Genomic DNA, 16,496 nt, shown 5'->3' on the forward strand with positions numbered 1-16,496 from the left:
GGCGGTCGGAGTGCGTAGGTACATCCTCAAGCGGCTCGGGCAGGCGCTTCTCGTCCTGTGGGCTGCATACACTGTCTCGTTCCTCTTGTTGAGCGCGTTGCCCGGCGACGCGGTGCACAACAGAATCCAAAACCCGGAAGCACAGATATCACCTGAGCAGGCCCAGGTCTTGATCGCGTACTACGGACTCGATCGGCCGCTGTGGGAGCAGTACGGCACGGCACTGACCGCCGCCCTACGAGGAGACCTGGGGTACTCGCTGACCGACGGCCGAGCCGTCACCGAGTTGGTCGGCGCCGCTTTGCCGAGCACCCTCGCACTCACCGGATTGGCGCTGGTGTTCGGTGTGGTGTTCTCCGTACTCATCGGGATCGTCGCCAACTACGCGCCATGGAAGACGGTGCGTGACGTGGTCGGGTCATTTCCGGCCCTGTTCGGCTCCATCCCCACGTTCGTCGTGGGAATCCTGCTGCTGCAGTTCTTCTCGTTCGGCTTTCGGGTGATACCCGCATCCGATGACGGCTCCTTCGTGGCGCTCCTTGCGCCGGCGATCACCCTGGGCATCCTGATCGCCGCACCACTGGCACAGGTGTTCACCACATCGATTCGCTCCGTGCGAGGGCAACCCTTCGCCCACGTGCTCCACGCCCGTGGCGCGGGGGAGGCGTACATCTTCCGGCGCGGGGTTCTGCGCAACTCATCGATGCCCGTGCTCACCCTGTTGGGGCTGGCGTGTGGCGAGTTGATCGCCGGCGCCGTCGTGACCGAGTCGGTCTTCGCCCGACCGGGCATCGGTCAGCTCACGGTCGGAGCGGTCAGCACACAGGACCTGCCGGTGCTGCAGGGCGTCGTGCTGGTAGCGGCCCTGGCCTACGTGACCGTGAACTTCTTCGTTGACATCGCGTACCCGTTCATCGATCGCCGGGTTCTGGTGGATGGGAAGGAGGCACAGCGGGTCATGGCTCGCCGAGTCCGCACGAATGCGACCGCGAGCGACGCCGACCGCGAGCTCGCGGCGCTACCAAACCTTCGGGTGGCACGCCGCCTGCCGGTCGAGATGTCGATGCCATGAGCATCATCGTCGCCGAGCAGACGGCTGCCGATCAGGAACCCCGCGAGAAGACCACCGACGCGGCAACGCGAACACCACCGTCATTGCGTAAGGTTGCGCGCTGGCTGCGCTCGCACTGGGTGCTGGTGATGTCGGTGACCGTCTTCACCCTCGCGCTGCTCTGGGCGCTGATCCCCGGCGCGTTCACGCACTACGACCCGATCGCCATCGACAACAGTCTCAAGCTTCGCCCGCCGTCGGCCGAGCACTGGTTCGGAACCGACCTTCTCGGCCGAGACCTATACGCGCGCATCGTATATGGCGCGCGTGCGTCGCTGCTCGGAGCGAGTATCGCGGTGGGAGTAGCGGTGGTCATCGGGTCGGTGCTTGGTGCAATCGCCGGCTGGTTCGGCGGGTTCGGTGACACCGTGCTGATGCGGCTCATCGACGTCCTGCTCTCCATCCCGGGATTCCTCCTGGCGATCACCATCGTCGTGCTGTACACGGCCAGGACGGGCCATGCGGGTCTGGTGCCTGCGGCCATCGCAGTGGGCCTGACGACGTCGGCCACGTTCGCCCGACTGATCCGATCCGAAGTGCTGCGGGTGCGGGCGAGCAACTATGTCGAGGCCGCAATCACCAGCGGGGCGACGACGTTCACCATCCTGCGGCGGCATGTGATCCCCAACTCGCTGGCAACCACGGTCTCGCTGATCGCGGTGCAGCTGGGGATCGCGATCATCTGGATCGCGTCCCTGAGCTTCCTCGGACTCGGCGCCCAACCGCCGGAACCCGAATGGGGACTGCTGGTCGCCGACGGGCGCAAGTACATCGCCACCCGCGGTTGGCTCACCCTGTTCCCCGCGCTGGCGATCATCGCGGCGGTGCTGGCCACCAACAACATCTCCCGTCATCTGTCGAAGCGGAGCGCACGATGACGCTGCCACCCGTGTTGTCCGTTCGGGATCTGACGGTGGGATATCGACTTGGCAGCGGCGTGCAGCCCGTCGTGCACGACGTCAGTTTCGACCTCGGCCCTGGCCAGGTGCTGGCGCTCGTCGGTGAGTCCGGTTCCGGGAAGACCACGACCGGTCACGCGATTCTCGGGCTGCTGCCCGACAACGGTGAAGTGCTCGCAGGGCGGATCGCCTTCGGCGGTCAGGACCTGACCAAACTCGGGTCCAAGGCATGGCGCGAAATCCGTGGTGGCTCACTGGCTCTGATACCCCAGGACCCGACGATCTCCCTCGATCCGGTCCGGCGAGTGGGACATCAGGTCGAGGACGTGCTTCGCCTGCACACCGATCTCGATTTCGACGGGCGTCGTGAACGGGTGCACGAACTCTGCGAACTGGTCGGATTCACCGACGTGGAGCGTCTGTACCGGCAGTACCCTCACGAATTGTCGGGCGGGATGCGTCAGCGGATCCTGATCGCGGCAGCGGTGGCGGGCAACCCGGATCTGATCGTCGCCGACGAGCCGACGTCGGGACTGGACGCCACGGTGCAGAAGCAGGTGCTCGACCTCATCGACGACTTGCGCACGTTGTCGTCCACGAGCATCGTCCTGATCACCCACGACCTCGGCGTCGCCGCCGACCGCTCCGACCTGATCGGTGTGATGCGACAGGGCCAGATCGTCGAGTTCGGGCCCACGGCCGACGTCATCGCCGATCCGCAGCACGTCTACACGCGGCACTTGCTGGACAGCGTGCCACGAAAGTCGGTGCCGAAAAGGGTGATTCGGTCCGAACCGACCGTCGGGCGCACGGCCAATGATCCCGAGATCGCCATCGAGGTGACCGACCTGAGCAAGATCTACGGCGGCATACCCGCAGTGGACGGGATCTCGTTCCGGGTACGGCGCGGCCAGACCTTCTCCCTGGTCGGGGAGTCCGGTAGCGGAAAGTCGACCACGGCACGTGTGATCACCGGTGTGACCCCGGCGACCTCGGGTCGCGTCGACGTGCTCGGCACCGACATCACCGAGTTGAGCGGTCGCGCCTACCGGCCGCTGCGTCGGCACATCCAGGTCGTCTACCAGAATCCCTACTCGTCGTTCGATCCCCGATTCGATGTCTTCGACGTCGTGGAGGAACCCCTGAGGTCGTTCCAGCCGACGTCACTGCTGCCCGGATCGGGACGGCGACGCCGGCGAGAGAATGCCGACCGCGTCGCGGCCGCGCTCGAGGCGGCCGCGCTACCCGCTGATTTCGCCTGGCGGCATCCACGGGAGCTTTCCGGCGGGCAGCGGCAAAGGGTGGCCATTGCGCGCGCGCTCGTGGTGGAGCCCGAGATCGTGGTCCTCGACGAGCCGACCTCGGCTCTCGACGTGTCGGTCGCCGCCCAGATCCTGGAGCTACTGCAGCGTCTCCAGGCCGACCGCGGGCTCACGTACGTGTTCATCTCCCACGATCTCGCCGTGGTGTCTGCGATCTCCGACCAGGTGGCGGTCATGCGGCGAGGCCACATCGTCGAGCAGGGACCGACCGACGACGTGTTCTCCAGCCCCCGTGAGCCATACACCGTCGCACTGCTCGACGCGATCGCCGGCCACGATCTCGCCGTAGGAGCTTCATGACATCGTCACAGCCCACCACGCTCGACGACGCGATCGTCCGAATCCGTTCGGTACTCGGCGAATTGGCCAAGGGGGCCAGCGAGCGGGATGGGACGCACGAACACCCCTACGCACTGGTGCAGGACCTCGCGGACGCGGGTTTCGGGCGTCTGCGCCTGGCACGCGAATTCGGCGGCTTCGATGTCGACCTTCCGACGCTGTTTGCGCTCTTGGCCGAGGCGGGACAGGCCGATTCCAACATTCCCCAGATCTGGCGGGGGCACTTCACCACCACCGAGATCCTCCGACGGGAGCACGATCCTAAGGCCCGGCGACACTGGTCGGACAAGATTGCCGCCGGAGCAGTGTTTGGCAACACGCAATCCGAACCTTCCTCCGTCGTCGCAGGACTCGAATCGAACGACGACTGGGGTCCCATCACCACCCGCGTGCGAACCGACGGCCAGGGACGCCGAGTCGTTTCGGGAACCAAGTTCTATTCGACCGGTTCGCGATTCGCCGATTACATCCGCGCCTCGGCGCTCGACGACGAGGGACGCCGTCGGTTCGTGGTGATCCCGGCGCGACATGACGGCGTCAACCACGTCGACGACTGGGATGGGATTGGGCAGCGTCAAACTGGCAGTGGAACAACCATTCTCACCGATGTACCCGTCGAGCCGCACGGCGACGTGGGCCGAGACGTCGACTCCCTGCGCGGTCTCGACTCGTTCGTGCAGATCGTGCACTTGGCGAACCTGACGGGTATCGCACGCAGCATCGTCGCCGAAACCGTCGACATCGTCCGTGCCCGCACCCGCACGTCGCGGCACGCGCTCTCCCAAAGCGCCACGGCCGACCCAGACGTCCTAGCCGTCGTCGGAAGGCTTCACGCGCGCAGGCTGACCGCCGAGACGTTGCTCGACCGGGCCGCACACCGATTGCAAGCGGCACACTCAGCGGGAGACGAGGAGTCCTTTGCGGACGCCTACGTCGAGACTTCGACCGCGCAGGTCGCCCTCATCGAGGCAGTCCTCGATGCCGCCACGGCGGCGTTCGACGCGGCAGGGTCGTCGACGGTGCGCGCCGGCGTGCGCCTCGACCGGCACTGGCGGAACGCCAGGACGTTGGCGTCCCATAACCCAGTCATATACAAACCCAGGGTGATTGGCGACTTCCTCGTCAATGGAAACCGTCCGGTGTCCGGTTACTACGCCGGGCGAGACAAGGAGGAGGCAGCATCGTGACCGGTCGACTGCATCTCAACGTAAACATTCTCAATGCCGGGGTCTTCGGTGGATCGTGGCGATATCCCGGCACCGACGCTCTGGCGAGCTACGGCGTCGAGCACTACACCGCGATCGCGAGGAAGGCCGAGGCGGCGAAGCTCGACGCGGTGTTCCTCGCCGACGGGCCGTCACTCGACCCCAGCATCCGTCATCGGACCGGCAACAACCTCGAGCCCACCACGGTGCTGGCGCGCATAGCTGCACAGACCGAACGCATCGGTTTGATCGGCACCCTCTCGTCGTCCTACAACGATCCAGTCGAGATCGCCCGTCGCCTCGGCGATCTCGACTATGTCAGCGGTGGACGATTCGGCTGGAACGTGGTCACGACCGCAGGACCGGTCGCAGCCCGCAACTTCGGACGCACTGACGAACCCGACCACGGATTGCGGTACCGCCGCGCGGCCAGCTTCGTCGCGCAGGTGGTTGCGACGTGGGAACGGCGCACCGAACTCCGTTCCCCGCAGGGTCGTCCGGTCATCGTTCAAGCGGGCGGGTCGAACGACGGCAAACGACTCGCGGCACGGCTGGGGGAGGTCATCTTCTCCGCCGACCAGGACATCGAGAAGGCGCGGGCATTCCGCAGCGAACTACGCAGCGGCGCAGCTGACTTCGGCCGCAACCCGGATGAGATCGTGGTATTGCCCGGATTGTCGACGGTGCTCGGCAGCACCGAGGCCGAAGCGAGGCAACGACGCGAACTCCTCGACGATCTGCTTCCCGACGCGTACGCGCGCGACCGGCTGTCCGGGCAACTCGGCTTCTCCCTCGACGGTCTGGCCGACGACGAGCCGATCCCGGCCGATCTGCTGCGTGACCCCGCCGAAGCCGGAGGGTCACAGACCTTCAATCGGGTGGTTCGCGACATCATCGACCGCGAGCGGCCGACACTTCGTCAACTTCTGAAGAAGCTGTCCGGCGGCGGGGGACATCGCATCGTCGTCGGCACGCCGGAACAGGTTGCCGACGACATCGAGCGGTGGTTCCGATTCGGTGCGGCCGACGGGTTCAACGTCATGCCGGACGTCTTACCGTCGGGCTTCGACGACTTCGCCGATCACCTCGTCCCGGAGCTACGCCGGAGGGGTCTGTTCAGAACGGACTACGACGGCACCACACTGCGCGATCACCTCGGCATCGGCCTGCCCGAGGCACGGGCAGTGGATGAGTCTTCCCTCGTGAGCGCCAAATGAGTGGAGACGCCGCGAAGGTCGTCGTCGAAATCGCGGTCGGGGATGCGCCGTCGCACGTTTCCCTTGCCGATGCCGATGCGATCGTCGCCGTTGCCCAGGACGTGGGCGTCACCGCCATCCGACTCGTCGATCATGTCGGCGAGCGCCAGACGATCGATCCCTCCGTGGTCGCCGCCTACTTAGCAGGCAAGTACGCCGACATCGGGTGGGTGATCGACGCTCCGACAACCCTCAACGCGCCCTACAACCTGGCGCGCCGCATTCTGTCGCTCGATCGTGCGACTGGCGGCCGAGCGGGTGTCATCCTGCTCGCGGGCGTCGGTGACGAGGTGAGTGACGCCGCAGCGCCCGACCGCGACGCGACCGACCCGGCCGATCGATGGATCGAGTACGCGCGCATCCTCACCCAGCTGTGGGAGTCGTTCCCGTCGGCCGCCCTCCTCGGGGACCAGGAGAAGGCGCTCGTCGCCGACGATGCCTTGATCCGCCCCATCGACTTCGATGGCCGCTTCTATCGCGTCGCCGGACCACTGGACGGACCGTCGTCGGTGCAAGGCCGTCCCGTTCTGATCGCGACCGAACCGGCCAAGGCCGGGTGGTCGCGAGTCGCCACCATCGCCGATGCCGTGATCGTCGCCCACGGCGAGATCGACAACGCCGCTGCGGAACTGGCGGCAGCACTCCAGTTCGCGGGCCGCCGTCGCGACGAGGTCGCACTGCTGACCCGCGTCAACGACACCCGAGCGGTTCCGGGTCTCGACGGGTGGAGCGCCGCGCACGGTGTCGATGGGATCGTCCTCGCCGTGGATGGCGGTGCATCCGAAATCCTCAGTGCCATACGCGATCTCGCGCCGCAGGCGTCACGAGGTCGACGCGGCACATTGCGTACCGAACTCGCAGTCCCCGGCCCAGAAAGGGTCCACGCGTGACCGTGGTGCAGACCTCGCCGGACATAGAGGCGAGCGAAGCGACGGGAGATGTGCCAGAAGTCGAGCTCACCGTCGGTGACATCCGAGCGGCAATCCGTCCAGCGCTGGAACGAATCGGCGCCACCGCACGATCGCGGGAGGACACCCGCGACTACGCCTACGATGACGTTCACGAGCTGGCGGCCCACGGTATCGGTCTGACTGGCATCGCGCGGAACGAGGGTGGCGCGGGCGGCAGCGTTCGCGACGTCGTCGATCTGGTCATCGCAATCGCCCGCGCGGACTCGAATGTCGCTCAGGCACTTCGTCCCACATTCCTGGTGGCTCACCAGATCGCAGGATGGGCGGATGTGCCCTTGCGAACAGTCAACCTGGAACGACTGCGCAACCGTGCATTGTTCGCGGGAACCGTCAACGAGCGCAACGGTGGTGCCAGCGGCGGCGTGTCCACCACGGCCCGCCGCGTCGACGGCGGGTATGTGGTCAACGGCCGCAAGTACTACTCGACCGGCGGCCTGTACGCGTCCTACTTCTCGACGCAAGCCACCACCGACGACGGCGCCATCGTGCACTTCACCGTGCCCGTCGAACGTGCAGGCGTGGAGCGGATCGACGACTTCGATGCCGTCGGGCAGCGTCTCACCCAAAGCGGCTCCACCGAACTCACCGAAGTGCGGGTCCACGAGCACGAGGTGACGATCGCGGGGGAGTCCACGCCAGACAACCCGTTCCGCGGCTCCTTCGCGCAGCTGTATCTCGCGGCGGTACAGGCGGGGATCGCCGCGCGGGCACTGGACGACGCGGTGCGCTTCGCCCGAGAGAAGGGGCGTCCGATCAAGCACAGCTCCGCCTCGCGCAGCGTCGAGGACCCCTACATCCGCGAGACCGTCGGCGAGATCGCGGCTCGCGCCCAGACCGCGAGAGCCGTTGTGCTGCTTGCCGCCGACGCGCTGCAGGACCAACGAAGCCTCCGTGGCGATGAGGCGCGCCGAGTCGGTGCCGAGTCCGCGGTGATCGTCGCACAGGCAGGAGTGACTGCCATCGAGTCGGCTCTGCGTGCAGCCGAACTGCTCTTCGACGTCGGGGGCGGGTCGATCACTGACCGCGATCTTGGCTTCGACCGTCACTGGCGCAACGCCAGGACTGCGGCCAACCACAATCCACGCCAATGGAAACTCGCCGTCGCCGGCGCCTATCACCTCACCGGCGAAGAACCGCCCACCACCGGCCTCTTCTGAGAGCTTCGGGGCACCAACACATCTCCAGAAGGGACTTTGATGACGATCGAAACCGACCGCGTGCTCGGTCGCACGGGAGTGCGGGTCACTCCACTGACGCTGGGCACCATGAACTTCGGGCGTTGGCAGGACGAGGCCGAGAGCGTGCGGATCATCGGCGCTGCCCTCGATGCCGGCATCACCTCCGTCGACACCGCGGACGTTTACGCCCAAGGCGTCTCCGAGGAGATCATCGCCAAGGCCATCAAGAGACGTCGCGACGAGGTCTTCTTGGCGACCAAGTTCCATGGTCAGATCGGGACGGACCGACGTTCGGCGGGGAACTCGCGGCGATGGATCACCCGGGCGGTCGAGGACAGCTTGCGTCGGCTCGACACCGATGCCCTCGACCTCTATCAAGCGCATCGACCCGATCCTCACACCAGCCTGCTCGAAACGCTGCAGACGCTCAACGATCTGATCCGCCAAGGCAAGATCCGGTACTACGGAACGTCGGTGTTCCCGGCGTACCTCCAGGTCGAGGCCCACTGGCTCGCCGAGAAGTACGGCCTGATCGCCCCGCACACCGAACAACTGCCGTATTCGCTGCTCGTTCGGGGCGCCGAGCGTGAGGTCTTCCCAGTCGTTCGGCAATACGGTGTGGGAGTCCTGTCCTATGGCCCGCTGGCGGCCGGGTGGTTGTCAGGCAAGTATCGGCTCGGTGCCACCCAGCCGGAATCAGCACGCGCGGAGCTGATTCCGGGTCGTTTCGACGTCACCGCCGAGCGAAATCAGCGAAAGCTGGCTGCGGCGGACGCGCTGGCCGCACTCGCCGACGACAACGGATTGACCCTCGTCGATTTGTCGATCGCGTTCGCGCTCAATCACCCAGCGATCAGCAGCGTGATCATCGGACCGCGCACACAGGAACATCTCGAGGGCTATCTCAAGGCGTCGACCGTGCAGTTGACCGACGAGATCCTCGATCGCATCGACGAGATCGTCGATCCAGGAACTCAATTCCATGATCGCGACACCGGCCGCGACACCCCGTCGCTGCAGCCCGCTGCGCTGCGCCGCGGCCGCTAACCACTCGCACACATACGGAAAGGCGCCACACCATCATGTCCTTTGGAACCGTCGAGACCACCTACGCCGCGGCCGACGGTCGATACGAAAACATTCCATATCGGCGGTCTGGAAGGTCGGGTCTGGACCTGCCTGCCTTCTCGTTCGGATTGTGGCAGAAGTTCGGCACCGACTATCCGTTCGACACGCAGCGCGAGATCATCTTGCACGCTTTCGATCTCGGTATCACCCACTTCGACAATGCAGACCGTTACGGCCCACCGCATCGTGCCGCGCAGCAGAACTTCGGGCGGGTGTTCTCGAAGGATTTGGCGCCCTACCGCGACGAGATCATCCTGTCCACCAAGGCCGGCGGTCCCATCGGGCCCAGCCCCTACCTCACGGGCGGATCCCGCAAGTCGTTGTTGACATCGCTCGAGCACAGTCTGCGGGACCTCGGCACCGAGTACGTCGACATCTTCTACAGCCACAAACCTGACCTCTCGACGCCGCTCGAGGAGACCGTCGGTGCGCTGGTCTCGGCCGTCGAGCAGGGCAAGGCGCTCTACGTCGGCATCTCGAACTACCAGCCAGATCGAGCACACGCTGCCGCCGTGCTCCTGGCCGATGCCGGCGTCCCGCTGCTAGTGCACCAGCCGCGCTACTCGATCTTCGATCGAAGCATCGATCAGAACGGTCTAGCCGAGCTGGCAGCCGAAGATGGCTTCGGGCTCGTCGTGTATTCGCCGCTCGCGCAGGGCTTGTTGACCAACAAGTACCTGGACTCCATCCCGGACGATGCCCGCGCCGTCAACAGCACCTTCCTCAAGCCCGACGCCATCACCGACACCTACCGGCAGCGGACGTCCGAGCTCAACAAGGTCGCCGAATCGCGGGGGCAGTCACTGGCCCAGCTCGCTCTCCAGTGGGTGTTGCGAAATCCCAGAGTCACGTCCGCGCTGGTGGGCGCGAGCTCGACATGGCAGCTCGATCACAACGTAAAGGCGCTCGAGTTCCCGCCGTTCACCGACGAGGAGCTGGCACTGATCGACGAGCACGGTGTGCACGGAACCGGGCTGAACCTCTGACATGACCAGCGTCGCCACTGATCGGATCGGCGCGGGCGTCGAGGACGGGCGCCCGTTCAGGCTGGGCTTCCTGCTTCATCTGGATCGGGACTTGCCGCCCGCTCAGGCGTACCGCGAAGCCGTCGACCTGTTCGTCGCTGCGGAGGCTCTCGGGTACGACTCCGGTTGGGTGATCCATCGCCATTTCCGCCAGGGCAACGAACACGTGTCCGCTCCGCTGGTGGTGTTGGCGTCAATTGCTCAGCACACAACGAGGATCCGGTTGGGCACCGGCGTTCTGGTGCTGCCGCTCGAGGATCCGCTCAAGGTCGCCGAGGATGCGGCGACGGTCGACGAGATCAGCGGCGGACGCCTGGAGTTGGGCGTGGGCTCGGGTCCGTTCCCCGGCGCGTGGGAGGCGTTCGGGAGGGATCTGAAGGATAGGCACCGGATCTTCGACGACTCCGTCGACCGGCTGCACCACGTTCTCGACGGCCGCCCACTCAACGGCGTGGGGGAGGTGCTGCATCCACCGGGCGCCGGGGTTCGCCGCCGTCTCTGGCAAGCGATCTCTGCCGACCCGGCCCAGTCCCGCCAGGCCGCCGAGCGGGTGGCGAGAGCCGGTGACGGGCTGCAACTCTCGCGGGCAACCGCGTGGCAGGGAGGCACTGTCGAGAAGGCGCAGATCCGACAGGCCGAATCGATCTCCACTTACCGCGGCGCCTGGACGGATGCGTTGACGTCACCGCGAGTGCAGGTCTCGCGGGCGGTGTACCCCCACCCGGATCACGCTGAAGCGGTCCGGCTCGTTACGCCGGGGGTGCGGCGCTGGCAGAGCTGGAGCACCCATGGCGACCCCAGGCGCACCGACACCGTCGAGCAGTACCTGGCCACCGATCACGCCTTGGTCGGACCCAGCGCAAGGCTGGCCGACAAACTCACCGCCGACCCCGCACTGCGGAATGTCACCGACCTGCTCGTCAGCTTCGTGCCCGGGGTACCCGACCACGACGAACACCTCCGGCTACTCGAGGACAGTGCGCGTGACTTGGCCCCGCGTCTCGGCTGGCGGCCATCGAACCGATGAGCGGCCTTCACCTGATCGTCTCCCTCATGACGCCGGGACACTTCCGCCACGCCTGGCGGCTGCCGCACGCCGATCCGCTCGCCTACGTCGACATCGACCACTTCACCAGACTCGCGAGGATCGCCGACGAGGCCGCGATCGACGCGGTGTTCCTGGGGGACGGGCCGGCGTTGGGTAACGCGATCGGGGAAGCACCGGGGACTGGATTGGATCCGCTAATGCTGCTCGGCCATCTGGCGGCGAAGACGGACAACATCGCAGTGGTGATCACCAGTTCGACGACGTACAACTCGCCGTACAACCTGGCCCGACGATTTCAGACACTCGATCACGTCACCAAGGGCCGCGCCGCAGTAAACATCGTGACCACCGGGACCTCCGCCGCCGCAGCGAATTTCGGCCTGCCCGAGCACCCTGACAAGGAGACCCGGTACCGGCGGGCCTGGGAGTTCCTCGACGTGGTCACGCGATTGTGGGACAGCTGGGAACCGGGATGGCTCGTCGCGGACAAGGAATCCGGCCGTTACGCGGACGCCTCGAAGGTGCACGCCATCAATCACGAGGGAGAGTTCTTCTCCGTCGCCGGTCCGCTTCCAGTAGCACCCGGCCCGCAGGGACGTCCGGTGCTGGTCCAGGCCGGCGGTTCCGAGGGCGGTCTCAGGCTGGCCGGGGACTTCGCGGACGTCGTGTTCACCGTCGCTCAGACCAAGGCGAAAGCGGCGGCCTTCCGCATCGACATTCGGCAACGGGCCGCTGCCGCCGGCCGGCAACCGGACGGCGTCAAGGTGTCACTGGGCGTCGTGGTGCTGGTCTCCGCGGCGGAGGCCGAGGCCCGTGCGCGCGCAGAGCATCTCTATGCGACGCTGCCGATCGCGCGCCTGACCACCGAGTTGCTGGCGAACCTCGGCCTTCCAGAAGGCGCGTTCGGACCGGACGATCCGATCGCTCTGTCGGACCTTCCCGATGCGATCCCTGCGGAGGTCTTTTCGGCGGGGTTCAGTGGGTCGACGAGAGCTCAGATCGCGGAGAGTCCGCGCACTCCAAGGGAACTCATCATCAGTGGGGCCGGAGGCTCGGGGCATCGACTGCTCGTGGGTTCAGCCGAACAAGTCGCTGACGACCTCGAGTCGTGGTACCGAGCGGGTACGGCCGACGGATTCACCATCATGCCAGCCGAGACTCCCGTCGACCTGGAGAACTTCGCCACCCTCGTCGTCCCGATCCTGCGGGAACGAGGGCTGTTCCATCGCGACCACCGAGCGTCGACGTTGCGGGAGCGACTTGGATTGCGGTTCCCGCACCAGGTCGTGGCAGACGGGCGATCGGCATAGGCCTGCGATGATGTAGTCGACAGCAGCCCGCTAGCGAGGAGCATCGATGGGACGAAGCAGGTACGCGCTCGTCGTAGTCGTTGCCCTCATCGTCCTCGCCGCCGGATGGGCTCTGTTGCGGACGACCACAGCCGATTCATCCGACCCTGCAGCACCGGTGGCTGGCACGCCGACGTGCTCACTGACCACCCTGCCGCCGGAAGCGGTCGACACCGTGCGAGTCATTCACGCGGGTGGCCCATTTCCCTTTCCTCGCAACGACGGTGTGGTGTTTGGTAACCGCGAGGGTCACCTGCCCGACCAGACCAGGGGCTACTACCACGAGTACACCGTGGTCACCCCGGGTGCCAAAAACCGGTCGACGAAGCGCATCATCACCGGTGGAGCGCCGTTGACCAAACCGCGCCAGTACTTCTACACCGCCGACCACTATGACTCCTTCTGTCTGATACCTGACGCGGGAAGGCAATGATGACGGGCTCAGACGAACCTGTCACCTTCCGCATCGACGGACGAAAGATCAAGTCGGTCAAGGACTTCTATCGAGAAATCGGGCGCTCCGTCAACGGTCCAGGAGGGTACTTCGGAAAGAATCTCGACGCCTTGGCCGACTGCCTTCGGGGCGGATTCGGCACCCCAGAGGATCGGCCCTACGAGTTCGAATGGCAGCACAGCGATGTGTCGCGGCGCCATCTGAAGGACGACCAGCGCGGGCAGCGCACGTTCTTCGATGCGGTGCTGGACGTCTTCGATGACGCCGGAGTCACGCTGCATCTCAGCTGATCGCCGGAAATTGGTTGGACGGCATTCGGCCCACATTGATAGCGTGCGCGAGACCGTGACATCACGCGAGGAGGTGAGACCCATGAAGGCAGTAACCATGTGGGTGCTCCCACTCGTGTTCACGGTCGGGCGATTGACGTAGGTGTCGCCGGGAGCGCCTGAACAAGGCCATCCCGAAAGGCAACACCATGTACTTCACCTCCACGACATCATCGAACGGCGTCATCGAACGGCGTCATCGAACGCACCTTCACCCTGGACGACGTCACGGGTGTGCTGTGGTCACCGGAATGCGGCGCCAACGGCGCACCCCTGATCCTGGCGGGTCACCCCGGCGGCATGGACAAGAAAGCCCCGCCACACGTAGCGCGAGCCCAATCCTCGGTGACCACACACGGATTCCACGTCGCCACCATCGACGCACCTGGACACGGCGACCGGCCGCGAAACGCGCAGGACCAACGCTTGATCGCCGACTTCCGCCAGGCCAGGGAGGCAGGCAGTAGCGAGTTCGGCCGGATCCTCGCCGACTACAGCGCATCCGTAGCCGAACGCGCCGTCCCGGAATGGCGGGCGACCATCGACGCCTTGCTCACCCTGCCCGAGATCGGCGCACACGCGCCGATCGGCTACTCCGGCATGTCGCTGGCCAGTGCGATCGGGATACCGCTGACAGCGAGCGAGCCGCGGATCACCGCCGCGGTCTTCGGTTGGGCGTCCGCACACGACGCGCTGCTCGAGGCAGCGAAACGCATAACCATCCCGATCGAGTACCTGCTGCCGTTGGACGACAAGGAGATTCCACGCGAATTCGGCTTCGAGTTGTTCGACGCCTTCACTTCGGCGGACAAGGTGCTGCTCGCGTTCCCTGGCGGGCATCACGCGGTGCCAACGGATGGCCGGATCGACACCCGGTTCTTTCCCCGGCATCTCGGCCGGGCCACCGACACGGCTGCGGACTGACGGCCCTTCGCGCGCAGCAGATTCCGAACACGACGAGACCCGGCACACGCCCGGATACGATGCGACCATGACCAGCCTGTGCGATCTGTCTGCAACCGAGCAATCGGCGTTGATCCAACGCGGCGAACTGTCGGCGCGGGAGCTGCTCGCGGCGTCACTTGCCCGGATCGAGGAGACGAACGGCCAGGTGAACGCCATCGTCACGCTCGACGTCGAGGCTGCCGAGCAGGCCGCGAACGCCGCCGACGAGGCGTTCGCCGCCGGGCGGCTGCTGGGACCGTTGCACGGCCTCACCCTTGGGGTGAAGGACCTGCATGCAACCGCTGGGATGCGCACCACCTACGGTTCACCCGCGCTGGCCGACTTCGTTCCTGACGCGGACGAATTGATAGTGGCCAGGATGCGAGCAGCGGGTGCGGTGATCGTCGGCAAGACGAACACTCCAGAGTTCGGGGCCGGGTCCCACACGTTCAACGCGGTCTTTGGCCTGACCCGCAATCCGTATGCGCTCGACCGGTCGGCGGGTGGCTCCAGCGGCGGCTCCGCCGCGGCGCTGGCCTGCGGGATGGTGTCGCTGGCCGACGGCAGCGACATGGGCGGCTCGCTGCGCAATCCCGCGTCGTTCTGCAACGTCGTTGGCCACCGGCCCTCACCAGGTCGGGTTCCCACCTGGCCGACCCAGGACCCGTGGTTCACAGTCCCGGTTCAGGGGCCGATGGGGCGGACGGTGGCCGACACCGCACTGCTCATGTCGGTTCAGGCTGGCCCCGATCCGCGACCGGTGGTGTCGTTGCCCGAACCTGGATCGACCTTCGCTCCTGCGTTTTCCAACCGGCTCGACGGCCTGCGGATCGCGGTATCGCCCGACCTGGGCGGCACGGTCGTCGTCGATCCCGAAGTAGCGGCTATGGTCGAGGCACAGATCGCGACGCTCACCAACCTCGGCGCCACGGTGACCCGCGCCAGCCTGGACTTCACCGGCGCAGACGAGGCCTTCACCACGCTCCGGGCACTCAACTACGCACAGGTCTTCGGCCAACTGGTCGACCAATCGCCGGAGTTGGTCAAGCAGGCAATTCAATTCAATGTCGCGCACGGGCGCGCGTTGACCGGGTCCGACGTGGCCCGCGCCGACGCGTTGCGCGGCGCCATCTACAACCGTGCCCTTGCGTTCTTCGGCGATTACGACGCCCTGGTGCTACCGGCATGCCAGGCGCTGCCGTTCGACGCCGACCTCGAGTACCCGGACAGCATCGCCGGCGTGCCGATGGAGAACTACCTGACGTGGATGAGGGCCGCGTACTTCGTGTCGGTCACCGAATGTCCGGCGACCGCGGTACCGGTCGGATTCTCCCGCAATGGACTGCCGATCGGCGTTCAAGTGGTCGCCCCACCACGCGATGACCTGCGCGCACTGGCCGTCGCGCACGGCATCGAACAGGCCACCGGCGCGGGTCAGCGCCGTCCGGCAATTGTGGCCTGACCGTTCAAAGGCTCATCTTGAAGCCCTCGTGGGTAGCGGCGAACCCCAACCGTTCGTAGAAGCGGTGGGCGTCGACCCGGGACTTGTCGGAGGTCAGCTGCACGAGGGCGCATTGGCGGGCCGCCGATTCGGCGATTGCCCACTGGATCATTGCCGCACCGAGACCGCGGCTGCGATAACGCCGCGAGACACGGACGCCTTCGATCTGCGCCCGGCGTGCACCGCGCCGGGACAACCCGGGTATCACGGTCAGCTGCAGCGTCCCCACGATCTCCTCCTCGTCGACAGCGACGACGAGGAGCTGGCGGGGATCGGCGGAAATGTCTTCGAAGGCGCGCTCGTATGGCCCGTAGCCGGCATCGGTCCCCTCGCGCGTGCTGCCGAGCGGGTCGTCGGCCAACAGCTCGATTGCAATCCCTCTTCTTGCCGCACAGGCCTACGGCATTCGGTATTGCCTTCCACGACGGGTCACCCC

General features: G+C 66.2%; 16 protein-coding genes. 15 read left to right on the top strand and 1 reads right to left on the bottom strand.

Annotated elements, in window-relative coordinates; all coding sequences use genetic code 11:
• Positions 1 to 10: 10 nt before the first annotated feature.
• The 15 genes from HNP02_RS05625 (at position 11) to HNP02_RS05695 (ending at position 16,021) form a co-directional block, all read left to right on the top strand.
• Positions 11 to 1,072: an ABC transporter permease gene (locus tag HNP02_RS05625; RefSeq protein WP_184435942.1), complete on the top strand. Its 1,062-nt coding sequence runs from the start codon at positions 11 to 13 to the stop codon at positions 1,070 to 1,072.
• On the top strand, positions 1,069 to 1,989 hold the full coding sequence (locus tag HNP02_RS05630; RefSeq protein WP_184435944.1) for an ABC transporter permease: 921 nt from the start codon (positions 1,069 to 1,071) through the stop codon (positions 1,987 to 1,989). The genes HNP02_RS05625 and HNP02_RS05630 overlap by 4 nt, the downstream gene beginning before the upstream one ends.
• Positions 1,986 to 3,632, top strand: coding sequence for an ABC transporter ATP-binding protein (locus tag HNP02_RS05635; protein ID WP_184435946.1), 1,647 nt, complete (start codon positions 1,986 to 1,988; stop codon positions 3,630 to 3,632). The genes HNP02_RS05630 and HNP02_RS05635 overlap by 4 nt, the downstream gene beginning before the upstream one ends.
• Positions 3,629 to 4,858, top strand: a complete 1,230-nt coding sequence (locus HNP02_RS05640) for an acyl-CoA dehydrogenase family protein (protein ID WP_184435948.1) — start codon at positions 3,629 to 3,631, stop codon at positions 4,856 to 4,858. Before HNP02_RS05635 ends, HNP02_RS05640 begins: the two co-directional genes overlap by 4 nt.
• Positions 4,855 to 6,093, top strand: coding sequence for an LLM class flavin-dependent oxidoreductase (locus HNP02_RS05645; RefSeq protein ID WP_184435950.1), 1,239 nt, complete (start codon positions 4,855 to 4,857; stop codon positions 6,091 to 6,093). The genes HNP02_RS05640 and HNP02_RS05645 overlap by 4 nt, the downstream gene beginning before the upstream one ends.
• The gene (locus HNP02_RS05650; protein WP_184435952.1) at positions 6,090 to 7,022 is read left to right on the top strand and encodes an LLM class flavin-dependent oxidoreductase; all 933 of its coding nucleotides are present in this window, start codon (positions 6,090 to 6,092) and stop codon (positions 7,020 to 7,022) included. Before HNP02_RS05645 ends, HNP02_RS05650 begins: the two co-directional genes overlap by 4 nt.
• Positions 7,019 to 8,260 carry an acyl-CoA dehydrogenase family protein gene (locus HNP02_RS05655; RefSeq protein ID WP_309241426.1) on the top strand — a complete coding sequence of 414 codons (1,242 nt, stop codon included), beginning with the start codon at positions 7,019 to 7,021 and terminating at the stop codon, positions 8,258 to 8,260. Before HNP02_RS05650 ends, HNP02_RS05655 begins: the two co-directional genes overlap by 4 nt.
• Positions 8,261 to 8,299: 39 nt before the next feature.
• Positions 8,300 to 9,328, top strand: a complete 1,029-nt coding sequence (locus HNP02_RS05660) for an aldo/keto reductase (protein WP_184435954.1) — start codon at positions 8,300 to 8,302, stop codon at positions 9,326 to 9,328.
• A 35-nt stretch (positions 9,329 to 9,363) separates the two neighbouring features.
• A complete protein-coding gene (locus HNP02_RS05665) occupies positions 9,364 to 10,395 on the top strand; it encodes an aldo/keto reductase (protein WP_184435956.1) in 1,032 nt (343 codons plus the stop codon).
• Position 10,396: 1 nt separating this feature from the next.
• Complete coding sequence (locus HNP02_RS05670) at positions 10,397 to 11,461, top strand: LLM class flavin-dependent oxidoreductase (protein WP_184435958.1); 1,065 nt, start codon at positions 10,397 to 10,399, stop codon at positions 11,459 to 11,461.
• Positions 11,458 to 12,792, top strand: coding sequence for an NtaA/DmoA family FMN-dependent monooxygenase (locus HNP02_RS05675; RefSeq protein ID WP_184435969.1), 1,335 nt, complete (start codon positions 11,458 to 11,460; stop codon positions 12,790 to 12,792). Before HNP02_RS05670 ends, HNP02_RS05675 begins: the two co-directional genes overlap by 4 nt.
• A 46-nt stretch (positions 12,793 to 12,838) precedes the next feature.
• Positions 12,839 to 13,264, top strand: coding sequence for a ribonuclease domain-containing protein (locus tag HNP02_RS05680; protein ID WP_184435971.1), 426 nt, complete (start codon positions 12,839 to 12,841; stop codon positions 13,262 to 13,264).
• On the top strand, positions 13,264 to 13,575 hold the full coding sequence (locus tag HNP02_RS05685) for a barstar family protein (RefSeq protein WP_184435973.1): 312 nt from the start codon (positions 13,264 to 13,266) through the stop codon (positions 13,573 to 13,575). The genes HNP02_RS05680 and HNP02_RS05685 overlap by 1 nt, the downstream gene beginning before the upstream one ends.
• Before the next feature lie 273 nt (positions 13,576 to 13,848).
• The gene (locus HNP02_RS05690) at positions 13,849 to 14,538 is read left to right on the top strand and encodes an alpha/beta hydrolase (protein ID WP_309241427.1); all 690 of its coding nucleotides are present in this window, start codon (positions 13,849 to 13,851) and stop codon (positions 14,536 to 14,538) included.
• Between the two features lie 67 nt (positions 14,539 to 14,605).
• Entirely contained in the window at positions 14,606 to 16,021 is a 1,416-nt protein-coding gene (locus tag HNP02_RS05695; protein WP_184435974.1) for an amidase, read from the top strand.
• A 4-nt stretch (positions 16,022 to 16,025) separates the two neighbouring features.
• Here the strand turns inward: HNP02_RS05695 and HNP02_RS05700 are convergent, their stop codons facing one another.
• Complete coding sequence (locus HNP02_RS05700) at positions 16,026 to 16,421, bottom strand: GNAT family N-acetyltransferase (protein ID WP_255506215.1); 396 nt, start codon at positions 16,419 to 16,421, stop codon at positions 16,026 to 16,028.
• Positions 16,422 to 16,496 lie beyond the last annotated feature (75 nt).

It is taken from the genome of Mycobacterium sp. AZCC_0083 (genome assembly GCF_014202335.1).
Taxonomy (GTDB): Bacteria; Actinomycetota; Actinomycetes; order Mycobacteriales; family Mycobacteriaceae; genus Mycobacterium.

What these genes read in the sequence shown, in the direction of transcription:
- HNP02_RS05695 (WP_184435974.1), top strand. Translation starts at nt 14,606, where the DNA reads ATGACCAGCCTGTGCGATCTGTCTGCAACCGAGCAATCGGCGTTGATC.
- HNP02_RS05640 (WP_184435948.1), top strand. Translation starts at nt 3,629, where the DNA reads ATGACATCGTCACAGCCCACCACGCTCGACGACGCGATCGTCCGAATC.
- HNP02_RS05680 (WP_184435971.1), top strand. Translation starts at nt 12,839, where the DNA reads ATGGGACGAAGCAGGTACGCGCTCGTCGTAGTCGTTGCCCTCATCGTC.
- HNP02_RS05665 (WP_184435956.1), top strand. Translation starts at nt 9,364, where the DNA reads ATGTCCTTTGGAACCGTCGAGACCACCTACGCCGCGGCCGACGGTCGA.
- HNP02_RS05685 (WP_184435973.1), top strand. Translation starts at nt 13,264, where the DNA reads ATGACGGGCTCAGACGAACCTGTCACCTTCCGCATCGACGGACGAAAG.
- HNP02_RS05630 (WP_184435944.1), top strand. Translation starts at nt 1,069, where the DNA reads ATGAGCATCATCGTCGCCGAGCAGACGGCTGCCGATCAGGAACCCCGC.
- HNP02_RS05635 (WP_184435946.1), top strand. Translation starts at nt 1,986, where the DNA reads ATGACGCTGCCACCCGTGTTGTCCGTTCGGGATCTGACGGTGGGATAT.
- HNP02_RS05670 (WP_184435958.1), top strand. Translation starts at nt 10,397, where the DNA reads ATGACCAGCGTCGCCACTGATCGGATCGGCGCGGGCGTCGAGGACGGG.
- HNP02_RS05650 (WP_184435952.1), top strand. Translation starts at nt 6,090, where the DNA reads ATGAGTGGAGACGCCGCGAAGGTCGTCGTCGAAATCGCGGTCGGGGAT.
- HNP02_RS05660 (WP_184435954.1), top strand. Translation starts at nt 8,300, where the DNA reads ATGACGATCGAAACCGACCGCGTGCTCGGTCGCACGGGAGTGCGGGTC.
- HNP02_RS05675 (WP_184435969.1), top strand. Translation starts at nt 11,458, where the DNA reads ATGAGCGGCCTTCACCTGATCGTCTCCCTCATGACGCCGGGACACTTC.